This window comes from Curtobacterium sp. VKM Ac-2852 (assembly GCF_013205045.1).
Classification (GTDB): Bacteria; Actinomycetota; Actinomycetes; order Actinomycetales; family Microbacteriaceae; genus Curtobacterium; species Curtobacterium flaccumfaciens.
In genome coordinates, this window is the sequence record NZ_JABMLI010000002.1 from 283,530 (window position 1) to 302,685 (window position 19,156).

Consider the following 19,156-nt stretch of genomic DNA (forward strand, 5'->3'; position numbering starts at 1 on the left):
CTATCGCGTGTTGCTCAACCCGTTCCGGTGGCTGGCGGGCGGGTCTTGAGGTGTATCGCGTGATGTGATCTCTGATGAGGTTTGGGCTGTGATCGGCTCGTTGTTCCCGAGGGCGAAGGCCACCGGACGGCCGCCGGTGGATCGTCGAATGGTCGTTGAGGCGACGGTATGGCGGTTGCGCACGGGCGCACCCTGGCGGGACATGCCGGAACGGTTCGGGAACTGGAACCCGGTCTACAAGAACTTCGACCGGTGGGCCGACGCTGGGGTCTGGGCGCGGGTGCTGGAGTACGTGCAGTCACGAGCACAGCAGGCCGGGGACCTGGACTGGGTCGCATCGATCGACTCCATGAGCGTGCGCTTGCACCAGCACGGGGCGACGCTTGACCGCCGCGCCGCCGTGGTGTGGCGGGACCTGCGCTCCTCACCGCGGGGCGGGCGTCAAGCCGATCAGGCGCTCGACGGCGGCCAGGACGACGGCCGGGGGTTCGCCCGTCGCGATCTCGGTCCTGACCCGTTCCGCTGCGACGCCGAACGACGGCTCGGTCAGGAGTCGCGACGCGGTGGTGCGGATGTCCTCCGCGGCCGCCGTCGCGGCGTCGAGGACGAGTCCGGCGCCCAGGGTCTCGACGCAGCTGCCGTTCGGCAGTTGGTCCGCACCGAGCGGCAGGACCAGCAGGGGTACCCCGTGCGCGAGCGCCCCGGTCACCGATCCGGAGCCGCCGTGGTTCACCACGAGGTCCACGAGCCCGAGCACCGTGTCCTGTGGGACGTACTGCTCGATCCGGATCGCTCCCGGGCCCGCCGGCACCGCGAAGGTCGTCGGGTCGACCCAGGGTCCGGTCGTCAGGAGGATCCGCGCCGGCAGGGCAGCGAGCGCGTCGATGAGCCGAGCGAACAGGTCGCCGGACTTCGTGTTGAACTCGGTGCCGAGCGTGACGTAGACGCGGGGTCCGTCGCCGGCGGCCAGCCACGCCGCGGCATCCGACGAGTGTGCCGACCAGGTGTCCGGTCGCATCCGGATCACCGGACCACGCAGCTCGAGCCCGGATCGCATCGACGCGGGGAACGGGACCACGGTGAGTGCGCCGCCGAGCATCTGCTGCTGCGGGTCGGGCCCGAGTCCCGCGCGTCGGCGGAGCGCCTCGAGCGGCTCCCGCACCGCGTCGCGCCAGGTCCCACCGGCCGAGGCGAAGGCCAGGACCACCACGCACGGCACCCCGGCACGTTCGGCGGCGGTCATGGCACCGAAGTCGAACTCCCCGCAGACCACGAGGTCAGCCGACCACCGAGTGACCAGCCGTCCGACGTCGACGACGGCCCCGGCGGCCGCGTCCCCCAGGAAGACCTGGGGGACGCGGGTGAGCACCGCACTCGGATCGATCGGGGTCAGGGTGCCGGTGCCCGGCCTGCTCGCCGGCAGCTCCACGTCCCGCGGCTGCCGGTGCGAGAACCCGGTCTGTTCGAGGACCGCCTCGCGTGCGCCGCTCAGTGCGGTCCGGTGTCCGGCTGCGCTGGCCGCGCGGGCGAGTGGCAGCATCGGCGCGAGGTGTCCCCGCCCCCGTGGGAACGAGAACACGATGCGCAGGAGCTCCGGAGCCCCGTAGCCGGGCCGGCCGTTCGCAGCAGACACCACAGGGCTCCGATCGTCGTGCGGGCTCCCCGCCCGCTTCATCAGACAACCGTATGGCGAACGGCGGTTGCGCTCCATGAACCCTTGGTCAGCCTCGACGGGGCGTGCACCCGGAGTTGGTCACTTGCCAGCGGCCTCGTTGTAGGACTCGATCTGCTTGCCGGCCTGCTGTTCGGCGTCCTTCATGGTCGATTCGACGTCGGCACCCTCGACGATCCGGTTGAAGGCGCCGATGACGGTGGCGCGCACCGTCGGGAACGCGCCGGTGATGCAGCCGGCAGCGGCGACGCTCGTGGGGTCGTCGGCGAGCCGCTGGTACATCGTGGCGATGTTCGGGTCGGACAGGGAGCGCTTGCCCACGGTGGTGCCCTGGGCGTCGGTGTTCATCGCGACGTAGCCGGTCGCCTTCGCCCACTCGGCCTGCACGTCCGGCGTCTGGAGCCACTTGGCGAACGTGTACGACGCCTGCTGCTCGGCGGACGAGTGGCCCTTGCCGGAGATCCAGAGCGCGTTGCCGCCGATGACCTGCCCGGCGTCGTCGGAGGCCGACGTGGTGGGGAACCGAGCGACGACGGACTTCGAGCCGTCCGGGTCGACCGTCGTGTAGGCGCCGGAGGAGGTCAGCAGCATTCCGACCTTGTCGCTCGAGAACGCCGAGTTCTGCACGGTCGAGTCGGTGCCGGGGTTCAGGGCGGCACCGTCCTGGTAGAGCTTCTGCAGTGTGGTCATGAACTGCACCTGGGTGTCCGAGGTGAGCGAGACGCCGGTGACCGGCTTGCCCTTCCGCCCGTTCTCCGGCGTGCAGAACGCCTGGCCGCCCGAGGCGGTGAGCTCCTCGAGCATCCACGAGTCGCCCATGTTCATGCTCATGCCGTAGCCACCGGTCGCGGCGTGGATCTTCTCGGCCCAGGTCGCGACCTGCGCCAGCGTCTTCGGCGGTTTCGTGGCGTCGAGGCCGGCCTTCGCGACGAGCGCCTTGTTCAGGTAGAGCACGGGCATCGAGACCGAGAACGGCATCGCCGCGAGTTGCTTGCCGTCGCTGTAGTAGGTCGCGGCGGCCGGCGCGATCGTGTCGGTACCCGACTTCGATCCACTGAGCGTCGCGGGGGACACCGTCTGGCCGGAGTCGATCATGAAGCCGGTCGACACGTCGTTCATCATGAGCAGGTCCGGCGTCGAGCCGGACTGCACCGCCGCCGTGTACTTCGTCTGGACGGCCGCGTAGTCCCCCTGGAACGACGACTTCACGGTGATGTGCTTGTCGTTCTCCTTGTTGAAGCGGGCGACGAGCGCGTCGAGCTCGGTCGCGGGCGGCCCGGACATGGCGTGCCAGAAGTCGACGGTGACGGGGCCGGAGCTGTCCGACGCGGAGCTCGACGTGGAGCACCCGGTCAGGGCGAGGACCGCGACGGCGCCGGTGGCGAGTGCGGTGAGGGTGATGGAGCGACGTGCGGGCATGGTGCGTCCTTCGGGTGTGGGGCGGGCGGGGGTCGGGGAGGGGAGCGGACCTGTCGTCACTTGAGCGCGCCGGCGGTGAGGCCACCGGCGAGGAACCGCTGGGCGACGAAGACCAGGACCAGGACGGGGAGGGTCACCATGGCTGCACCGGCGAGGACCACGCCGATGTCGGCGGCCTCGGCGTCGGACAGCTGGGCGATGCCGACCTGCACGGTGCGGTGCTCCGGCGAGTTCGTGACGAGGAGCGGCCAGAAGAACCCGTTCCAGGCGGCCGTCGCACTCACCAGGGTGACCGAGACGAGCGTCGGGCGGGTGAGCGGCAGGAGCATGGACCGGATGAACCGGAAGTGTCCGGCGCCGTCGAGCACCGCGGCTTCGCGCAGCTCGTCCGGGAAGCTCAGGAACGCCTGGCGGAACAGGAAGATCGTCAGCGCCGAGGCCACGAACGGCAGGAAGACGACCAGGAGCGTGTCGATGAGGTGCCACGACGAGACGGTCAGGTAGTTCGCGATCAGCGTTGTCTCGCCGGGGATCATCATGCTGGCGAGCAGGACGAGGAACAGGGCGCGGGTGCCCCGGAGCCGACAGAACACCAGGGCGTAGGCGGTGATGATGCCGATGACGACCTGCAGCACCGTCTGGGCGAGGGTGACGACGACGCTGTTCAGGAACTGCTGCCCGAGCGGGACGACCTGCGTGGCCCGGACGATGTTGTCGAGTGTCAGGTGGATCGGCACGAGACCGGCGAGGCCCTGGTCCAGGTACCGGGTCGGGGTGAGCGCGCCCTCGAAGACGTAGTAGAGCGGGAAGCAGACGACGACGACAGCGATGACGAGCCAGGCGTAGACGAAGACGCTCCGGAGTCGGCGTGCGGTGACGGGGCGCATCAGTAGTTCACCCGCTTCTCGAGCACGCCGAACTGCACCAGCGACAACCCGAGGACGAGCAGGAACAGCACGACCCCGAGCGCGGCGGCGAGGCCGAAGTTCGCGCTGCCGGACCCGAACGCCTGCTGGTAGATCGCGTAGACGAGGGTCTTCGACGAGTCGGCCGGACCGCCGCCAGTCAGGATCTGGATCTGCCCGAAGGTCGTGAGTGCCTCGACGGTTCCGGTCACGACGACGAAGAAGAGCGTCGGCGTGACGAGCGGCAGGGAGATCGACCAGAGTGTCCGCACGGGCCCGGCACCGTCCAGGTGCGCCGCCTCGATGACGTCCTGGTCGATGGCGCCGAACGCTCCGAGCAGGAGCAGCACGGTGAACCCGAGCGACCCCCAGATCGTCACGACGATGACGCTCGCCAGGGCCCACTGCGTGCTCGTCAGGAACGGGACGGGCGCGCCGCCGAACTGGGTGATCACCGTGTTCAGCAATCCGTTCCCGGGTGCGAGCATCGCCGCGAACGCGACGGACCCCGCTGACACGGACACGACCATGGGCGCCGTCAGGAGTGCGCGGAAGACCGGCAGGCCGCGGAGCTTCACGGTCAGGGGGATCACCACGAGCAGACCGAACACGATCCGGCCGACGACCACGCCGACGCAGAAGACCGCGGTGGTCAGCATCGTCCGTCCGAACGCGGGATCGGTGAACGTGCGGACGTAGTTCTGCAGCCCCACCGAGCCCGCCGGCTGACCGAAGATGTCGGTGCCCTGGGTGCTGAGGACCAGGACGCGGCCGAGCGGGTAGAAGACGAAGACCGCGAACGCGAGCAGCGCCGGTGCGAGGAGCACCAGACCGAGCCGGCGGTCCGAGCGCAACGAGGACCGTGTCGTCCGGGTCGCCCGGGGTGGACGCTGCGAATGCGACGACCGCGGCGATCGCGGCGACCCTGCGGCACGCGGGGGACCGGCGACCAGGCCGGACCTGACGGGGACCGTCATGGGGCGGACTCCTCCGAGTAGGGAACGTTCCCTAACCGGGAACGACTCCACTGTGCGGCGGGGGTCGAAGACCGGTCAAGGCTCGTCGACCACCCGCCGTCACCCGTTCACGCCGCGTTCAACCCCTCCGCCGATCGGCTGCCGACGTTCACCGCCGCACGCCGCGCGTTCACCTCGGGTTCCGTCCGTCGACCGGCGTGGTTCGTCGTCCAGGAGCCTCGACGTCGTAGAACCGGAGACCATGCGAACCGTTCCTGCTCCCCAGACACTCTGGGCGATCGCCGAGGAGGCCGCGCGCACCGTCGCGCCCGACCTGCTCGCCGTGTTCCGCGCCCCGATGACGATCAGCACGAAGCGCGACGCGCACGACGTGGTGACCCTGCACGACCGCGCGGCGGAAGAGGCGATCACGGCGGTGCTCACCGCAGCCGTGCCCGGCTCCGTCGTCCTCGGCGAGGAAACCGGCACCACCGGCAGTACCGGCACCACCGGGGACACCGACTGCACCGGGGACACCGGCAGCACCGACGACCCCGTGGTGCGGTGGATCGTGGACCCGATCGACGGCACCGCGAACTTCGCCCGCGGTCTCGCGTACTGGTGCATCTCGATCGCGGCCGAGGTCGACGGCGAGGTCGTCGCCGGGGTGGTCTTCGATCCGGTCGCGGACCACGTGTTCGCGGCGGACGACGTCGGTGCCTGGCTCGACGGTGCGCCGATGCACTCGTCGTCGGGGCCGGACGACGCCGCGACGGTCCTGACGAGCTTCCCCGTGCAGCAGGACCTCGACCTGCTCGGCGAGGCCGCGGCGTTCGACCTGCTCCGGGACCTGACGCTCCGGTACCGCCACCACCACAGCCTCGGCAGCGGTGCCCTCAACCTGGTGCACGTCGCCGCCGGGTGGTCGGACGTGACGATGGGCTTCGCCACGCACCCGTGGGACGTCGCCGCCGGAGCGCTGGTGCTCGAGCGCGCCGGCGGGTGGTTCCGGGGCTTCCGTCGGGGTGGAGTCGTTGACCGTGCACACCTGGCCGACGACTACGTCGCCGCCGGCGCCGGGGGATCGCACGCCGAGCTGGTGCGCCGGGTGCAGGAGCTGTCGGCCACGACCCCCGCCGACTGAGCCGCCGACCGCCGCCAGTCGGCCCGCCGGCCCGACCGCCGGCCGCGGACCGACCCGGCGCGGGTGTCGCGAGCGGTCAGCCGAGCGGGTGCCCGGCGACCGCCCGCGCGGTGGACCCACGCGGCAGCAGGCGTGTCGGGAGCACCTCGTGCCGGTCGCCGCGGCGACCCCGGAGCCGCTCGACCACGAGCTCGACCGCCCGCGCGCCCATCCGGACGCGCGGCTGGTCGACACTCGTCAGGTCGAGCCGTTCGCCGAGACCGGTGCCGTCGAACCCGGTCACCGCCGCCATCCGGGGGAGCGCGAGCCCCGCGCCGTCGGCGATCGACACGAGCCGCGCCGCGGTCGCGTCGTTCGTCGCGACGAACGCCGTGACCCCGTCACCGAGGTGCCGCGCGATCCGTGCCGGGTCCGCCGCCAGGGCCTCGACGTCGTCGACGCGGTGCTCGCCCGGTGCGCCGAGCTGCCCGGTGACCGCGGCGTGCGCGACGGCACGACGGGTCGTCGACGGGTGGCCGGACTCCGCCACGAAGCACGTGCGTCGGTGCCCGAGGGCGGCGAGGTGGAGCACCAGTGCCCGCATGCCCGACTCCTCGTCGGCACGCACGGTGTCGAATCCGAGACCGGCGAGCGCCGACCCGCTCGATCCGAGGACCGCGACCGGCAGGTCGCGCGCGACCGCCGCGAGCCGTGCCGGGGCGAGCCGACTGCTCAGGACCGCGACCCCGAGCGCACCGTCGGCCGATCCGCGGGAGGCGTGCAGGGCCTCCAGGCCGTCGGCCAACCGGGCAGGGTCACGGAACCCGTCCACGACCCGGAGCGCGAACCCGAGGGTCTGCGCGGTCGCGCGTGCGCTCCGGAGTGCTTCGTCGTGGAACGGGTTCGCGGCTTCGGTGACGACCACCCCGAGGACGAGCGGCGCGCCCTGCGCGCGTCGCCTGGCGAGCGAACCGACCGGGAGGCCCAGCTCGTCCGCCGTCCGCACCGCGAGTTCCCGACGTGGCCGGGACACACCGTCGTCGCCCCGCAGGGCGAGTGACACGAGCGATCGCGAGATGGCACACCGCTCGGCGACGTCGCGGAGGGTCGCGGCCACGGTCAGGCGAGCTTCCAGGTGTGGACGTGCTCCCAGGTCATCGTCTGCCACCAGCGACCGGACCAGTCCGGGCTCGCGGTGCGGTAGAGCACGACGGTGTCGCCGCGGAACCCGGTCGGCACGTCGACGTCGAGCTCGCGGATGAACGCGCCGACCTCGTCGTGCAGGTCCGGTCGGCCGTACAGGTCGTGCGAGGCGAGCGAGAGGTGCGCGCGGTACTGCTCCGGGTCGTAGTCGTTCGCCAGCGGGACCTGCATCGGCTGCCGGAACGGGGCGACCACAGCCTCGATGTCGGCGGCGAGCCGGACGAAGTCGTCGTTGTGCGAGCCGTCCAGTCGGGTCGCGACGTCGTAGACGAACCCGATGCCCTGTTCTCGGACGCCGGCGTTGTGCACGTCGAACCCCGGTCGGCCGTCGAGCAGCGCCGAGACGGCCGCGATGACCTGGTCCTCGTGGCTGCCGAACGGCTGGCTGCCGACGAGTGTGGCGTGCGGCGGGAAGGCGCCGGCCGACAGCAGGCCGTACTGCGCGCGGAGCTGATCGGTGACGACCGTGACGGCTCGGCAGGTGCGGGCGTCCGGGCGCAGGTAGATGCCGTGGCGGTACGGGTCGCTCGGGTCGCGCGGCAGCTTGGCGGTGACGTTCTGGGGCATGGGTCCGTCCGTGGTCGGGGATGGGGAACGTTCCCGATGATCGGGAACGTTCCCCATGATCGACCGGACGGGTCCGGATCTCACCCGTCGGTCCGTGACGGGACGGTGAACGATGGGTGTCGGCGGTACCGCGCAGGTGCCGTCCCGGTCCGTGCGGTCAGCCCTTCCAGACGGACTCGGCGCCCGCGTGTCCGATGACGATGACCTCGATCATCGACACGACGCCGGCGGCGAGCAGCAGCACGGGACCCACGACCGCGACCGCGCGCAGCGCACCGCCGCTCGTCACCCGGTCGGTCGCGAACCTGTGCCAGGCCCACCACAGCAGCAGGAGCGCGAAGACCGCGATCGACCACGGCAGCAGGCCGTCGGCGAGTTCGGTGTGCCGTTCGAGCAGTGCGCTCTCGCGCTCTCGGTGCTCGAGCCACTCACCCGAGGACGTCGCCAGGGGGACCGAGACGAGGGCGACGAGGCCGATGATCGGTGCGCCGACTGCGAGCCACCGTCGCGCCGCGGGCCACACCGCGACCACGATCGCGGTCAACGCCGCGACCGGGACGGCGACCGAGGTCAGGTGGACGAAGAGGGGGTGGAGCGGTATCCCGCCGAACTGCCAGTCCATGACGGCCTTTCACGTCGAGCGCCCGACGGTGCAGGCGCGGTTCGACCAGACAACAGGATCTGGCGGCTCGGATCGTTCGAAACCTCACACGAACAGGGCGACCCGGACATGGTTCGCTGAGACCATGAGCACCGCGGAGCCGCACGCCGGAGAAGCGCACACCGGCGACCTCGCGGCACGTCTGAACTGGCTGCGCGCCGGAGTCCTCGGTGCGAACGACGGGATCGTGTCGACGGCCTCCATCGTCGTCGGCGTCGCCAGTGCCTCGTCCTCCGTGCCGGCGATCGCGACGGCCGGCATCGCGGCCCTCGTCGGCGGCGCGGTGTCGATGGCGCTCGGCGAATACGTGTCGGTGAGCAGTCAGAAGGACAGTCAGCAGTCCCTCATCGAACAGGAACGCCGTGAACTGGCCGACGACCCGGCCGCCGAGCTCGAGGAACTCACGCAGCTCTGGCAGGGCCGCGGTCTCCGACGAGCAACGGCCGAACAGGTGGCTTCGGAACTGACCGAGCGCGACGCCCTCGCCGCGCACCGCACCACCGAACTCGGGATCGACGAGGACGAGGTGGTCAGCCCGTGGCACGCTGCGTTCGCATCGGCCGCAGCGTTCTCGATCGGCGCGCTCCTTCCGCTCCTGGCGATCCTCCTCTTCCCGGAGGCGATCCGGGTACCCGCGACGTTCGTCGTCGTCCTCCTCGCGCTGGCCCTGACCGGAGCCACGGGAGCCCGCATCGGAGGAGGCTCGCTGCGTCGCGCCACCGCCCGGGTGGTCGTCGGTGGAGCTCTGGCCCTCGCGGCGACCTTCGCCATCGGGTCCCTGCTCGGCACGAGCGGGGTCGTCTGAGATGGCGAACATCCTGGTGGTGGAGGACGACCCGGAGATGGGTGCCCTCGTCGAGCGCGGCCTGACCGGTGAAGGACACGTGGTCACGGTCGTGACCGACGGCATCGCCGCACTCGTCCAGGCCCGGGCCCGGTCGTTCGAGGCGGCGGCGATCGACGTCATGCTGCCCGGGATGACGGGCTTCGAGGTCTGTCGACGGCTCCGTGAGCTCGGCCAGGACTTCCCGGTGATCCTGGTGACCGCACGAGACGCCGTCGACGACCGGGTGTTCGGGCTGGACTCCGGGGCTGATGACTACCTCACGAAGCCGTTCGCGATCACCGAGCTCAACGCGCGGATCCGGGCGCACCTGCGGCGTCGCGCCGCGGGTGGGGTGACCATCGTGGAGGCCGGGTCGGTGCGGCTCGACACCCTGGCCGTGCGTGCGTCGGTGCGCGGGCGGGACCTGCCGCTGAGCGTCAAGGAGTTCTCGTTGCTGCGGTTCCTGATCCAGGGCGTCCCTGACACGCGCACCAGGACCGAGGTGCTCGAGGAGGTCTGGGGGAGCCCCGAGCACTTCGATCCGACCATCGTCGACCAGTACGTCAGCTACGTCCGCAAGAAGCTGCAGGCCTCGGGCGCTGACGTCGCGATCCGGACGGTGCGCGGCGTGGGGTACGCCCTCGAGGTCGTGTCGGCGACGTGAGGTTCCTGCGCCGTCTGTCGATCCGTGCCCGCATCACCCTCGGGAGTCTGATGGTCGGTGCAGTCGTGCTCTCCGGGGTCGCGGTCGTCCTGCACGTGCAGATCGAACGCGCGACGCTCGCGACCGACCGGTCCCTCGCCTCCGGTGACGCCGCACCCTTTGTCTCCGATCTCCGGCGCAACCCGGACGAGGCGCCGGACCGTCCGGCAGAGGACGTCCTGGTCGGCATCCGGTCGGCGTCCGGCGGATGGGTCGTGGACTCCCTGCCGCGCGACGTCCGTGAGGTGCTGCCCTCGACGGTGCCGGACAACGGGGTCACGCTGCGGCTCCACACCGCGCACCGGGTCGCGACCGTCGTCGGTGTGCCGGTGGGGAACGCCGCCGGGTCGTTCGTCGTCTGGGCCGCGCACGACGGTCGGGCCGGACAGGAGACGGTGGCGCGGGTGGACCGGTCTCTGGTCGTCGGCACGATCCTGGCGCTGCTCGCCTTCGGCGCGACGGCGTGGTTGCTGTCGACGCTCGCCCTCCGCCCGGTGGGGCGGATGCGCCGGATCGCCGAGCACCTCAGTGCCGGGAACGGTGGTGGTCACCTTCCCGTAGGGGCGTCCGACGACGAGCTCGCGGCACTTGCCCGGACCCTCAACACCTTCATCGACCGGCAGCGCGAGAACACCGAGCGTGAGCGGCGGATGGTCTCCGATGCGAGCCACGAACTCCGCACGCCGCTGGCGGCACTGACCGCGCGGCTCGAACTCGCGCACCGCTCGTCCGGCGATGCCGTGGCCCTCGAACGTGCGCTGCGCGCAGCCGAGAGCGATGCCGCTCGGTTGGTCGCGCTGGCGAACGCCCTGCTGGAACTCAGTCGACTGGGTGAAGGCGGCGCCGTTCCGTCGACGCCGGTCGCTGCGCTCGTCACGGAACTCATGGGATCGATCGACCGTGCTCGCGCCGTCTCGCACGTCGGTCTGCGCGACATCGACTTCGCCGTCCGCCTGACTGCGCCGGACGAGCACTACGGGATCGAGCCCGCGGCGTTCGCCCGGGTCATCGACAACCTCGTGGCGAACGCGATCGCGGCCGGGGAGGACGGCGGCGTGATCCGGGTCACGCTCGAGCAGTCCGCCGACGGGCGGCTCGAGCTGCGCGTCGTCGATGACGGACCCGGCGTCCGGGAAGACTTCCTCCCACAGGCCTTCGACCGTTTCACCCGGGCGGACAGCGCACGGCGTGCCGTCCTCGGCGGGAGCGGACTCGGGCTCTCCCTCGTACGAGGCATCGCCGAACGTGCCAACGGGACGGCGGACCTCCGCAACGTCCCCTCCGGGGGTGCCGTCGCCAGCGTCACGCTCCCCGCGTGCTGACCGGGATCGCCGACCACATCGTCACTCGGACTCTCGGATGACCGAACGTCGCGGCTGAGGAGCGGGCCGGGCAGGCCCGGGGTGCGTTCCGCTCGGCGCTCAGACCCGGGCGGCGGTCCGGCCCGGTACCAGGGTGCCGTCGACCGCGTTGTGGGTCACGCCCATCGACCGGCCGTCGATCTGGTCGACCACGTCGTCGACGGACAGGCGGCCGATCAGGCCGAGTGGCTGTCGCCACGAGGTGATGCCGAGCAGCTCGGTGGCGAGTGGGGCGACCCCGTCGTAGCCCGTGACCGACAGGTCGTCCGGCGCACGGAGGCCGCGGCGGCGCATCGACTCGAGCACGCCGACGGCCCAGCGGTCGCTCGGTGCCATGATCGCCGTCACGCCACCGGCCCGCAGGACCTGCTCAACGAACGAGTCGAGGTCCTCGGGATCCGCTCCGTGGTCCTCGGAGCGGATCCGGAGCACCTCCGCGCCGCGCGCACGCAGCCGGCGCACCATCGCGTCGGTGCGTGCCGACTGCGTCAGCGACCCGGCCGGTGTGACCGTCAGCACGGCGACGCGGCGGTGTCCGAGATCGGCAACGTGGTCGGCGAGCCCGCGTCCGCCGCCGCGCTCGTCGCAGTACGCGCTGCTCACCGCATCGTTCGTCTCGGGGCGCCCGGAGACCACGGTCGGGATGCGCCGGGCGAACGGCAGGACGTCGGCGATCGGCAGGGCGCCGCTGCAGACGATGAGCCCCTCGACGCGCAGGGAGACCAGGGTCTCGAGCGCTCGGCGTTCCTCGCTGACCGGGAACGACCCCGCACCGGTGGCGGTGACGACGCGGTACCCGCGCGCCGCGGCCTGCAGCTGGAACGCGGTCAGCAGGTGCCCGTAGAAGGGGGTGGAGGCATCGCGGACGAACACCCCGAGCGTGTGCGTGCGGTGTGCCGACATGCCGCGGGCGTTGGCGTTCGCCACGTAGCCGAGGTCGATGGCGGCGCGCTTGACCCGCTCGGTCGTCGACGGAGCCACGCCGTACGCGCCGGCGAGGGCTCGGGAGACGACCGACTTCGACACACCGGCCAGGGCGGCGACGTCGTGGATGGTCGGGACGGCGGGGTGTCCGGTCACCGCGGGCGCCGTTGTCTGGAGGACTGCACGAGTGTCACGGTAGCCGGAGGGACGCTCGGACCGGGCGACGGTGGTGGTGAACAGTTGGTCACGCCGACCGCCGGCGCGGCGCGCGGGCGGTCGGCGGCGGTGCCGGACTAGCGCTTCGTCGCCGGGTGCCGCACCGTCAGGCGGTACCCCTTGGTCGTGGTGCCGTCCTGGGCCGTCACGGTGATGTGCGCGGTCCGCCCGGAGACGTGCACGCTCGTGACCGCGTTCGGGTTCGTGGTGTGCACGTGGACGTCCGCAGCGCGCAGCGTCCGGACCGGGGCCGTGACCGTCGCGCCGTGCGACGAGGCCGCGGCGGGCAGGTGGACGCGCACGCCCGCGACCGTGATGGAGGACGCGGTGGGGTCGTTCGACACGAGGAAGCGCTCGCGCAGGGCGGCGGCCTCGTGCTTCGTCACGCCGATCGTGTCGGTCAGGTACGAGCCCATGCCGCCGTACTCGGTGGCGATGTCCTGCTCGAAGGTGCCCTGCAGCAGCTGCGGTGTGGCCCAGGTCACCCCGAGCTGCGTGTTCGAGAGCAGGTAGTCGTGCAGGATGTCCGCGCTGTCGACGCCGAGCACCCGGTCGAGCAGGTCCACGACGGTGCCGGTGCGGTCCATGCCGTGGGAGCAGTGGATCAGGACCGTGCCGCTGGTGTGCGTGGCGAGGATCCGGAGGACCCGGCGGTACGCGGTGATCATCGACCCGGGTGTCGCCTGGTCGACCCGGCCCTTGTCGACCAGGTCGTGGTACATCGCGGTGTCGTCGCTGTAGTCACCGTCCGCGCCGAACATCGAGATGTCGACGTGTCGTGCACCCGGGATCGCGACGTCCGGCTTCGCGGCGATCTGGGACGACGTGCGCAGGTCGACGACGAGGTCGACGTGGTACTCGTCAGCCAGGGTGGTGGCCCCGGCCGCGGTGATCTTGTCGAGTGACTCGGAGCGGATCAGCCGCGGGGCGTTCACGGTCTGACCGGACCGGCCGTGGACCGCGGCGAGCTCACGGCCGTTGACCAGCCCGGGGACGTCGGTGATCGGGTGGTCGGCGGCGGTGAACGCCGGCTGGAGGGTGCTGTCGGCGTGGGCGGCGGTGACGGAGAACGCGGCGGAGGCGACGACGGCCAGGCCGGCGAGGGCGGTCGCGGCGACGCGGGTGGTGCGCGGGGAGTGGATGCGTGGGGAGCGGGTGAGTGGGGAGTGGGGGAGCGGGGACACGGGGCAACCTCGATCTGATCAGGACCCGGGGGTCGTGGGGAGCCGGACGTGGTGGCGTCCGGCTCCCCGCAGGATCGCGGCGAGGGTCGTCGGCGGTGTGGCGGCGAGGTGGCCGGGGCGTGTCCGGGTCATGAGGCAGCGCTCAGTCGCCCACCCGGCGGCCCGCGCCTCAGGACGCCGGGGCCAGCCGGTACCGGAACAGCTCGGTCAGCACCTGCTGGACGGGCGTGTAGAGCAGCACCGTCGAGCCCGTCGAGCCCGTCGAGCCCGTCGAGCCCGTCGAGCCCGTCGAGCCCGTCGAGCCCGTCGTGCTCGTCGTCGTGCTGCCCGAGATGATCCCGTACAGCCGGTTCGTGGTGCTGATCACCGGTCCGCCGGCGTCGCCCGGCTCGATGCCGGCGCCGACACCGGCCTCGGCGCGCGCCGCGGCGAGATGCTGCGCGCCGGGACGGCTTGCTGCCGACACACGTGTGGAGGTCCAGGAACACAGCAGCCCGCTCGACGCCCCGCTGGTGCAGAAGGAATCGGCATCCGGTTGGCCGATACCGGTCACGGCGGGACGTGCCAGGACCCCGCCGACCCGGTTGAACACGCGACCCGATGCCCGTGGCGTCCACGTCGCGACGGACGGGTCGCAGGACCCGGTCGCCGCCCGGGCCCGGGTGCACGCCAGGGGCAGGACGACGGCGAGCTCGAGGTCCGACTCCGCGGACTGCCAGACCACGCTGCCGACGGTCGCGCCGTCGAGCTGCAGGGGTGCCTGCAGCGGCGCGCAGTGCTTCGCGAGCACGACCCACCGGGTCGCTCGCTGGTACGGGGTGAACTGGCTCCGGAACCCCTTGCCGGCCAGCACGGCACCGACCGTGCAGGAGCCGCCGGGCACCCCGACCTCGGTGCCGGCGATGATCGGCGCCGCGACCCGGTCGGCGTCGCTCGTGGTGGCCGAGGCCGACGGAACCCAGGTGAGGGTGGCCCCGACGACGGCCGCCAGGGACACGGCGACGGCCAGGGTGTGGACGAGCGCCGGGTGCGCGTGGCGAGTCACGGGTCAGCCGAGCGTGCGGGTGCCGTTGACGCGTCCGATCACCGACAGGGTGTCCGGGTCGGCGAGCCGGGCGTGCCAGTGCAGCGTCGTCGCGCCGCGCGGCAGGTCCGGGAACGCCGCGGTGAAGCGGTAGTGGCCGCTGGCGCTGACGAAGTCGTCCCCCGACGTGACCTCGGCGATGTGCTTGTCGAACAGGCCGCGGGGCTTGCCCGGAGCGTCGTAGTAGACGATGACCAGGGTGTCGGGCTTGCCGGTGCCGGCGAAGGTGATGCCGGTGAAGCTCTTCCGGTCGGGGCCGCCGTAGGTCTCGGTGGTGAATGCCACGGCGGAAGGCTGGGCCGAGGTGTGCTCGGTGTGCGTCGTGCGGGAGATCGTGGCGGCTCCGGCCTGCGCGGGGGCCAGGACGCCTGCGGCGAGCGCACCGCCGAGGGTGACGCAGGTCGCGAGCACGGTCAGTAGGCGGACCGACGGGGTGCGGTGGGTGGACGGGGTGGAACGCATGGGACTCCTCGGTTCGTGGCGGTGCGGGTGGGGGTGGCTCGGTGTGCGTGAACGCTAACAATGCGTCAGACGATCGTGTAGCGAAATCCTGAACCTGAGGAGATCAGAGGCATCGCGCCCGGTGCGACCGCTGCCCATGCCTGATCAGACGTTCGTATGATGAACCAAGACCCGATCGAGGAGTGCGATGAACCAGCGGCAGCAGGCGAAGACCCGGACCCGCGAGCAGATCATCGAGGCCGCGGCGTCCGAGTTCGCGAGTCACGGCTACGCGGGGACCTCGTTCGCACGGGTGGCCGCCGCGATGGACCGGCCGAAGTCGGCGATCGGCTACCACGTGTTCTCGTCCAAGCACGAGCTCGCCTTCGCGGTCATCGAGCGGCAGCAGGAGCGTTGGGCGGCGATCGACTCGCGGATCACGCAGCCCGCGGGGCTCGAGCACCTGCTCGTCATGCTGACCTCCGCCTGTTCCGACGCGATGCGGTGTTCGGTGGCGGCCGGGGCCATCCGGCTGAGTCACGAACTCCGTGGTGCGGGGGAGGTGATCCCGCGGGTCTTCACCTGGGATGACTACGTCCGTCGGCACCTGTCGGCTTCGAGCGGAGGTGTCGGCCCGGACACCGATCCCGAGTGGGCACGTGCGGCGGACCTGGTGCTGACGTCCACCTTCGGGGTGATGTGGGCCCGGACGAGCGTGCGGCTGACGCGGGACACCGAGGGGCAGCTCCGTGACCTGTGGGCGGCGCTGTTCACCGGGCTCGGACTGCCCGGCGTGCATGCGCTGCTCGAGCGGGTGGAGCCCGTGCGGGTGGGTGGGGACCCGGGCCTGGCCGAGAACTGACCCCGGGCCTGGCCGAGAACTGACCCCGGCGGTCCCGGCATGTCTGCCGTCCCGCCGGGGCCTCCGGTCTACTTCTTCTGCTCGGTCCCGTCCGGGTTCACGACGTACCAGACACCCTTGTCGCCCTGCCCCGTCACGTCGCCGGCCTTCTTGTCCCCGACGAAGGTGTAGATCGGCCGACCGTCGATGGTGATCTGCCGTCCGCCGTCGACGCCCTTGATGGTGCCGACCGTGCCGGTGATGCCGGACACCTTCGGCGTCGTCGTGGTCGCCTCGATCGCGGGCCATGCGGTCGCGCAGCCACCGGTGCAGGTGCTCGTGCCGGAGTCCTTGACGTCGGCGTCGAAGTAGTAGGCGGTCATGCCCTTGCCGTCCACGACGACCTTGCCGAGCGACGTCGCGGCGACGGTCACGTCGACCGAGGGTGACGAGCCGGTCGTCGCGGGTGCGTCGCCCTGCGCGGCGGGGGACGGGGAGGGCGAGGGTGTCGCGGACCCGGCCGTGGAACAGCCGGCGAGGCCGAGGGTCAGGAGCAGCGCGGCCCCGAGTGCGATGGACACGGGTCGGGATGACGGGGTGCGGTGGGGTGTCGACACGGGGGCTCCTCGTGGTCAGGTCTCGCCGCTGACTGCTGGCCAGACGTTCGTCTAGCGAACGTAACCGCAGGATGGTGCGGCGGCCAGCACCCTGCGCGCCCTCTCATCGAGCGGGGCCACGGAGCGGGGTGTCAGGGGTCCGTCTGCTCGACGAGGTGGACGCCCTCGACGCGGCCGATGACGGCCAGTGATGCGGGGTCGATCAGCAGGGCGCTCCAGGATGCCTGTTCAGCGCCGCGGGGCAGCTCGGGCAGCGACGCGGTGAAGGCGAACCGGCCGGTCGGGCCGACGGCGCTGCTGCCCGGCTCGACCTCCGCGACGTGGACGGTCGCGACCTGGCTCTCCGGGGCGGCGTAGTGGACGACCACGACGGCGCCGGGCCTCCCCGAGCCGGCGAACCGGACGCGCACCACCCGGTCCGTGCCGACCGTCCGTGGAGACCTGATCGCGAACCGGTGCGTGCTGTTCGCCGCGGGCGGCGCGCCGAGTGCGGTGCCGAGCGCGCCCGATGCCCCTACCCCGAGCGCCTCGGGTCCCGGCGCGGCCGGCGCGGGCAGCGCGAGGGCGACCGCGAGCGCCGCGACCCCGACGGCGAGGGCGATCGGTGCCACCCGGGCCCGATCGGTGCTCCGCGACATGGTCGACCCTCTCGTGGACGGTGTGCGGCGGGTGCCGCCACTGCACACGCTACCGGTTCGCCAGACGATCGTCTGCGCTGGCCGACGTGCCGACGCGGACACCAGCTCGTGGTGAGCGGTACTGTTCCCCTTCGTGAGTGTTCGTCGCCGTGCTTCCCGTGTCGTCTCCATCGGAGTGGTCGCAGCCCTGGCAGCGTCGTTGACCGGGTGCGGCGAGGGAGCCGGGGTCGACAGCGACTACGCGAAGATCTGCCGCGACAACGCGACCGAGAAGCGTCTGCCGGACGACGACTGCAACAACCACGGCGGGCACGCCGGCTGGTACTTCCTGCCGCTCTTCGCCAACCGTGCCACGAGGGTCCCCGGCGTGGGGGACGCGGTCTCCGGCGGCACGAGCGCCCTGCCCGCCGGGAAGACCGCGAAGGCCGGCGTCTCGTCCCGTGGGAGCTCCGTCACCAAGGGCGGCTTCGGCGGAGCCGGCGGACACGGTGGGTTCGGCGGCTGATGGAGCGCATCGAGTTCCCCGAGCGTCCGGACTGGCGGCGCCGGATCCAGCAGACCGGGTTGATCTACTCGCGGTCGGTCCGCGACGACGGCACGCCCGTCGAGTACTGGAACGACACCGCCGCGTACGTCTTCACGCTGCCGGAGGTCGAGGCGCTCGAGCGGCAGACCGAGGAACTGCACCGGATGTGCCTCGAAGCCGCGCGGTACCTCGCCACCGGTGCCCTCGGCACGCTGGGCCTGACGCGAGCAGGGTTCGACCTCGCCGCCTGGTCGCTCGAGCACGATGAGCCCGACCTGTACGCGCGGTTCGACCTGGCCTCCGCCGGAGACGGTTCACCCGCCAAGATGCTCGAGTACAACGGGGACACCCCGACCGGGTTGATCGAGGCATCGGTCACGCAGTGGCACTGGATGCAGGACCGGCTCGCCAACGGCGAACTCTCCGCCGAGACCGACCAGTGGAACGGCATCCACGAGGCGATGGTGGCGCGCTGGCGGACACTGCTGCACGAGTCCCTGCGCGCCGAGGACGGTGGCCGACTGTTCGTGGCGCACTCCGACCTCGACACGGCGGGCGAGGACTGGGACACCGTGGCATACATGCGCGACCTGGCGGGGGAGGCCGGGTGGGAGCACACCGGCATCGAGATGAAGGACATCGGCTGGCACGCGACGGCCCGCCAGTTCGTCGGCGACCAGGAGCCGGCCGGTTCGTCGCGGAGCGTGTTCACGCTGCCCGGGGACGAGCCGGGGACCCAGTACCCGGTGATCCGCAACCTCTTCAAGCTGTACCCGTGGGAGGACCTCGTCTCCGGGGACGACCGGGCGCAGGGCGACGAGGAGTTCGGCGCCTTCCTGGTCAGCGACCGCGGGCGGCTCGGCCGCTGGTACGAGCCGGCGTGGAAGATGTTCCTGTCGAACAAGCTGCTGCTCGTCGCGCTCTGGCGCTTGTTCCCGGGCCACCCGAACCTGCTGCCGGCCTTCGCGGACGGTCCGAACGGCATGCGCGACTTCGTCGTGAAGCCCGTGTTCGGTCGCGAGGGCGACGGCATCGCGGTGCACCGAGCCGACGGTTCGGTCACGACGAACGGTCGCGAGTACCGGCGCCCCGGCACCGGGGCCGAACGGGTGTGGCAGCAGTACCACGAGCTCCCGGACTTCCCGGGGTCGAACGGGCACAACCACCCGGTGCTCGGGTCGTGGGTCGTGGGCGGCGAGTCCTTCGGAGTCGGCATCCGCGAGTCCGACGGGCCGATCACGGACTACTGGTGCCGGTTCGCCCCGAACCTGATCGCGGCCTGACGTCGG

The 19,156-nt window shown here is 71.8% G+C and carries 20 protein-coding genes and 1 pseudogene; 8 read left to right on the forward strand and 13 right to left on the reverse strand.

Annotated features, from left to right (window positions below):
* Window positions 1-64: 64 nt before the first annotated feature.
* Window positions 65-271: pseudogene (locus HQQ79_RS19140) on the forward strand (transposase); the annotation flags it as partial.
* Between the two features lie 153 nt (window positions 272-424).
* Here HQQ79_RS19140 and HQQ79_RS07735 read toward each other — a convergent pair.
* The 4 genes from HQQ79_RS07735 to HQQ79_RS07750 form a co-directional block, all read right to left on the reverse strand.
* Window positions 425-1,633: a glycosyltransferase gene (locus HQQ79_RS07735; protein WP_367948074.1), complete on the reverse strand. Its 1,209-nt coding sequence runs from the start codon at window positions 1,631-1,633 to the stop codon at window positions 425-427.
* 120 nt (window positions 1,634-1,753) lie between these two features.
* Window positions 1,754-3,091, reverse strand: coding sequence for an ABC transporter substrate-binding protein (locus HQQ79_RS07740; RefSeq protein ID WP_173033463.1), 1,338 nt, complete (start codon window positions 3,089-3,091; stop codon window positions 1,754-1,756).
* 56 nt (window positions 3,092-3,147) lie between these two features.
* The gene (locus HQQ79_RS07745; RefSeq protein WP_173033465.1) at window positions 3,148-3,978 is read right to left on the reverse strand and encodes a carbohydrate ABC transporter permease; all 831 of its coding nucleotides are present in this window, start codon (window positions 3,976-3,978) and stop codon (window positions 3,148-3,150) included.
* The gene (locus HQQ79_RS07750; protein ID WP_228516251.1) at window positions 3,978-4,850 is read right to left on the reverse strand and encodes a carbohydrate ABC transporter permease; all 873 of its coding nucleotides are present in this window, start codon (window positions 4,848-4,850) and stop codon (window positions 3,978-3,980) included. The genes HQQ79_RS07745 and HQQ79_RS07750 overlap by 1 nt, the downstream gene beginning before the upstream one ends.
* A gap of 364 nt (window positions 4,851-5,214) precedes the next feature.
* Between HQQ79_RS07750 and HQQ79_RS07755 the strand changes: the two genes are divergently transcribed.
* Window positions 5,215-6,096 carry an inositol monophosphatase gene (locus tag HQQ79_RS07755; RefSeq protein ID WP_173033469.1) on the forward strand — a complete coding sequence of 294 codons (882 nt, stop codon included), beginning with the start codon at window positions 5,215-5,217 and terminating at the stop codon, window positions 6,094-6,096.
* Window positions 6,097-6,172: 76 nt separating this feature from the next.
* Here HQQ79_RS07755 and HQQ79_RS19145 read toward each other — a convergent pair whose 3' ends face one another.
* The 3 genes from HQQ79_RS19145 to HQQ79_RS07770 form a co-directional block, all read right to left on the reverse strand.
* Complete coding sequence (locus HQQ79_RS19145) at window positions 6,173-7,192, reverse strand: LacI family DNA-binding transcriptional regulator (protein WP_173033471.1); 1,020 nt, start codon at window positions 7,190-7,192, stop codon at window positions 6,173-6,175.
* A 2-nt stretch (window positions 7,193-7,194) separates the two neighbouring features.
* Window positions 7,195-7,845, reverse strand: coding sequence for a heme utilization protein (locus tag HQQ79_RS07765; protein WP_173033473.1), 651 nt, complete (start codon window positions 7,843-7,845; stop codon window positions 7,195-7,197).
* A 157-nt stretch (window positions 7,846-8,002) separates the two neighbouring features.
* Window positions 8,003-8,467 carry a DUF2231 domain-containing protein gene (locus tag HQQ79_RS07770; protein WP_173033475.1) on the reverse strand — a complete coding sequence of 155 codons (465 nt, stop codon included), beginning with the start codon at window positions 8,465-8,467 and terminating at the stop codon, window positions 8,003-8,005.
* Window positions 8,468-8,591: 124 nt separating this feature from the next.
* On the opposite strand from HQQ79_RS07770, the gene HQQ79_RS07775 reads away from it, so the two are divergent.
* From HQQ79_RS07775 to HQQ79_RS07785, 3 genes are read left to right on the forward strand one after another with little or no spacing between them, the layout of a single operon-like run.
* Entirely contained in the window at window positions 8,592-9,311 is a 720-nt protein-coding gene (locus HQQ79_RS07775) for a VIT family protein (protein ID WP_173033477.1), read from the forward strand.
* A 1-nt stretch (window position 9,312) separates the two neighbouring features.
* Entirely contained in the window at window positions 9,313-9,996 is a 684-nt protein-coding gene (locus tag HQQ79_RS07780) for a response regulator transcription factor (RefSeq protein ID WP_173033479.1), read from the forward strand.
* Window positions 9,993-11,357, forward strand: a complete 1,365-nt coding sequence (locus HQQ79_RS07785; protein WP_173033481.1) for a HAMP domain-containing sensor histidine kinase — start codon at window positions 9,993-9,995, stop codon at window positions 11,355-11,357. Before HQQ79_RS07780 ends, HQQ79_RS07785 begins: the two co-directional genes overlap by 4 nt.
* A gap of 99 nt (window positions 11,358-11,456) precedes the next feature.
* Here HQQ79_RS07785 and HQQ79_RS07790 read toward each other — a convergent pair whose 3' ends face one another.
* The 4 genes from HQQ79_RS07790 to HQQ79_RS07805 form a co-directional block, all read right to left on the reverse strand.
* A complete protein-coding gene (locus HQQ79_RS07790; RefSeq protein ID WP_173033483.1) occupies window positions 11,457-12,476 on the reverse strand; it encodes a LacI family DNA-binding transcriptional regulator in 1,020 nt (339 codons plus the stop codon).
* Window positions 12,477-12,613: 137 nt separating this feature from the next.
* The gene (locus HQQ79_RS07795) at window positions 12,614-13,720 is read right to left on the reverse strand and encodes a tyrosine-protein phosphatase (protein WP_173033485.1); all 1,107 of its coding nucleotides are present in this window, start codon (window positions 13,718-13,720) and stop codon (window positions 12,614-12,616) included.
* 169 nt (window positions 13,721-13,889) lie between these two features.
* The gene (locus HQQ79_RS07800) at window positions 13,890-14,765 is read right to left on the reverse strand and encodes a hypothetical protein (RefSeq protein ID WP_173033487.1); all 876 of its coding nucleotides are present in this window, start codon (window positions 14,763-14,765) and stop codon (window positions 13,890-13,892) included.
* A 3-nt stretch (window positions 14,766-14,768) separates the two neighbouring features.
* Window positions 14,769-15,266, reverse strand: a complete 498-nt coding sequence (locus tag HQQ79_RS07805; RefSeq protein WP_173033489.1) for a hypothetical protein — start codon at window positions 15,264-15,266, stop codon at window positions 14,769-14,771.
* Window positions 15,267-15,453: 187 nt separating this feature from the next.
* Between HQQ79_RS07805 and HQQ79_RS07810 the strand changes: the two genes are divergently transcribed.
* Entirely contained in the window at window positions 15,454-16,107 is a 654-nt protein-coding gene (locus tag HQQ79_RS07810; RefSeq protein ID WP_173033492.1) for a TetR family transcriptional regulator, read from the forward strand.
* Window positions 16,108-16,175: 68 nt separating this feature from the next.
* On the opposite strand, the gene HQQ79_RS07815 is transcribed toward HQQ79_RS07810, so the two are convergent.
* The gene (locus HQQ79_RS07815) at window positions 16,176-16,703 is read right to left on the reverse strand and encodes a hypothetical protein (protein WP_173033494.1); all 528 of its coding nucleotides are present in this window, start codon (window positions 16,701-16,703) and stop codon (window positions 16,176-16,178) included.
* Between the two features lie 131 nt (window positions 16,704-16,834).
* Window positions 16,835-17,341, reverse strand: a complete 507-nt coding sequence (locus HQQ79_RS07820) for a hypothetical protein (protein ID WP_173033496.1) — start codon at window positions 17,339-17,341, stop codon at window positions 16,835-16,837.
* 133 nt (window positions 17,342-17,474) lie between these two features.
* Here HQQ79_RS07820 and HQQ79_RS07825 point away from each other — a divergent pair, with 133 nt between their 5' ends.
* Both HQQ79_RS07825 and HQQ79_RS07830 read left to right on the forward strand, forming a co-directional pair.
* On the forward strand, window positions 17,475-17,846 hold the full coding sequence (locus tag HQQ79_RS07825; protein WP_152377983.1) for a tRNA-dihydrouridine synthase: 372 nt from the start codon (window positions 17,475-17,477) through the stop codon (window positions 17,844-17,846).
* Window positions 17,846-19,150, forward strand: a complete 1,305-nt coding sequence (locus HQQ79_RS07830; protein ID WP_173033497.1) for a glutathionylspermidine synthase family protein — start codon at window positions 17,846-17,848, stop codon at window positions 19,148-19,150. The genes HQQ79_RS07825 and HQQ79_RS07830 overlap by 1 nt, the downstream gene beginning before the upstream one ends.
* Window positions 19,151-19,156 lie beyond the last annotated feature (6 nt).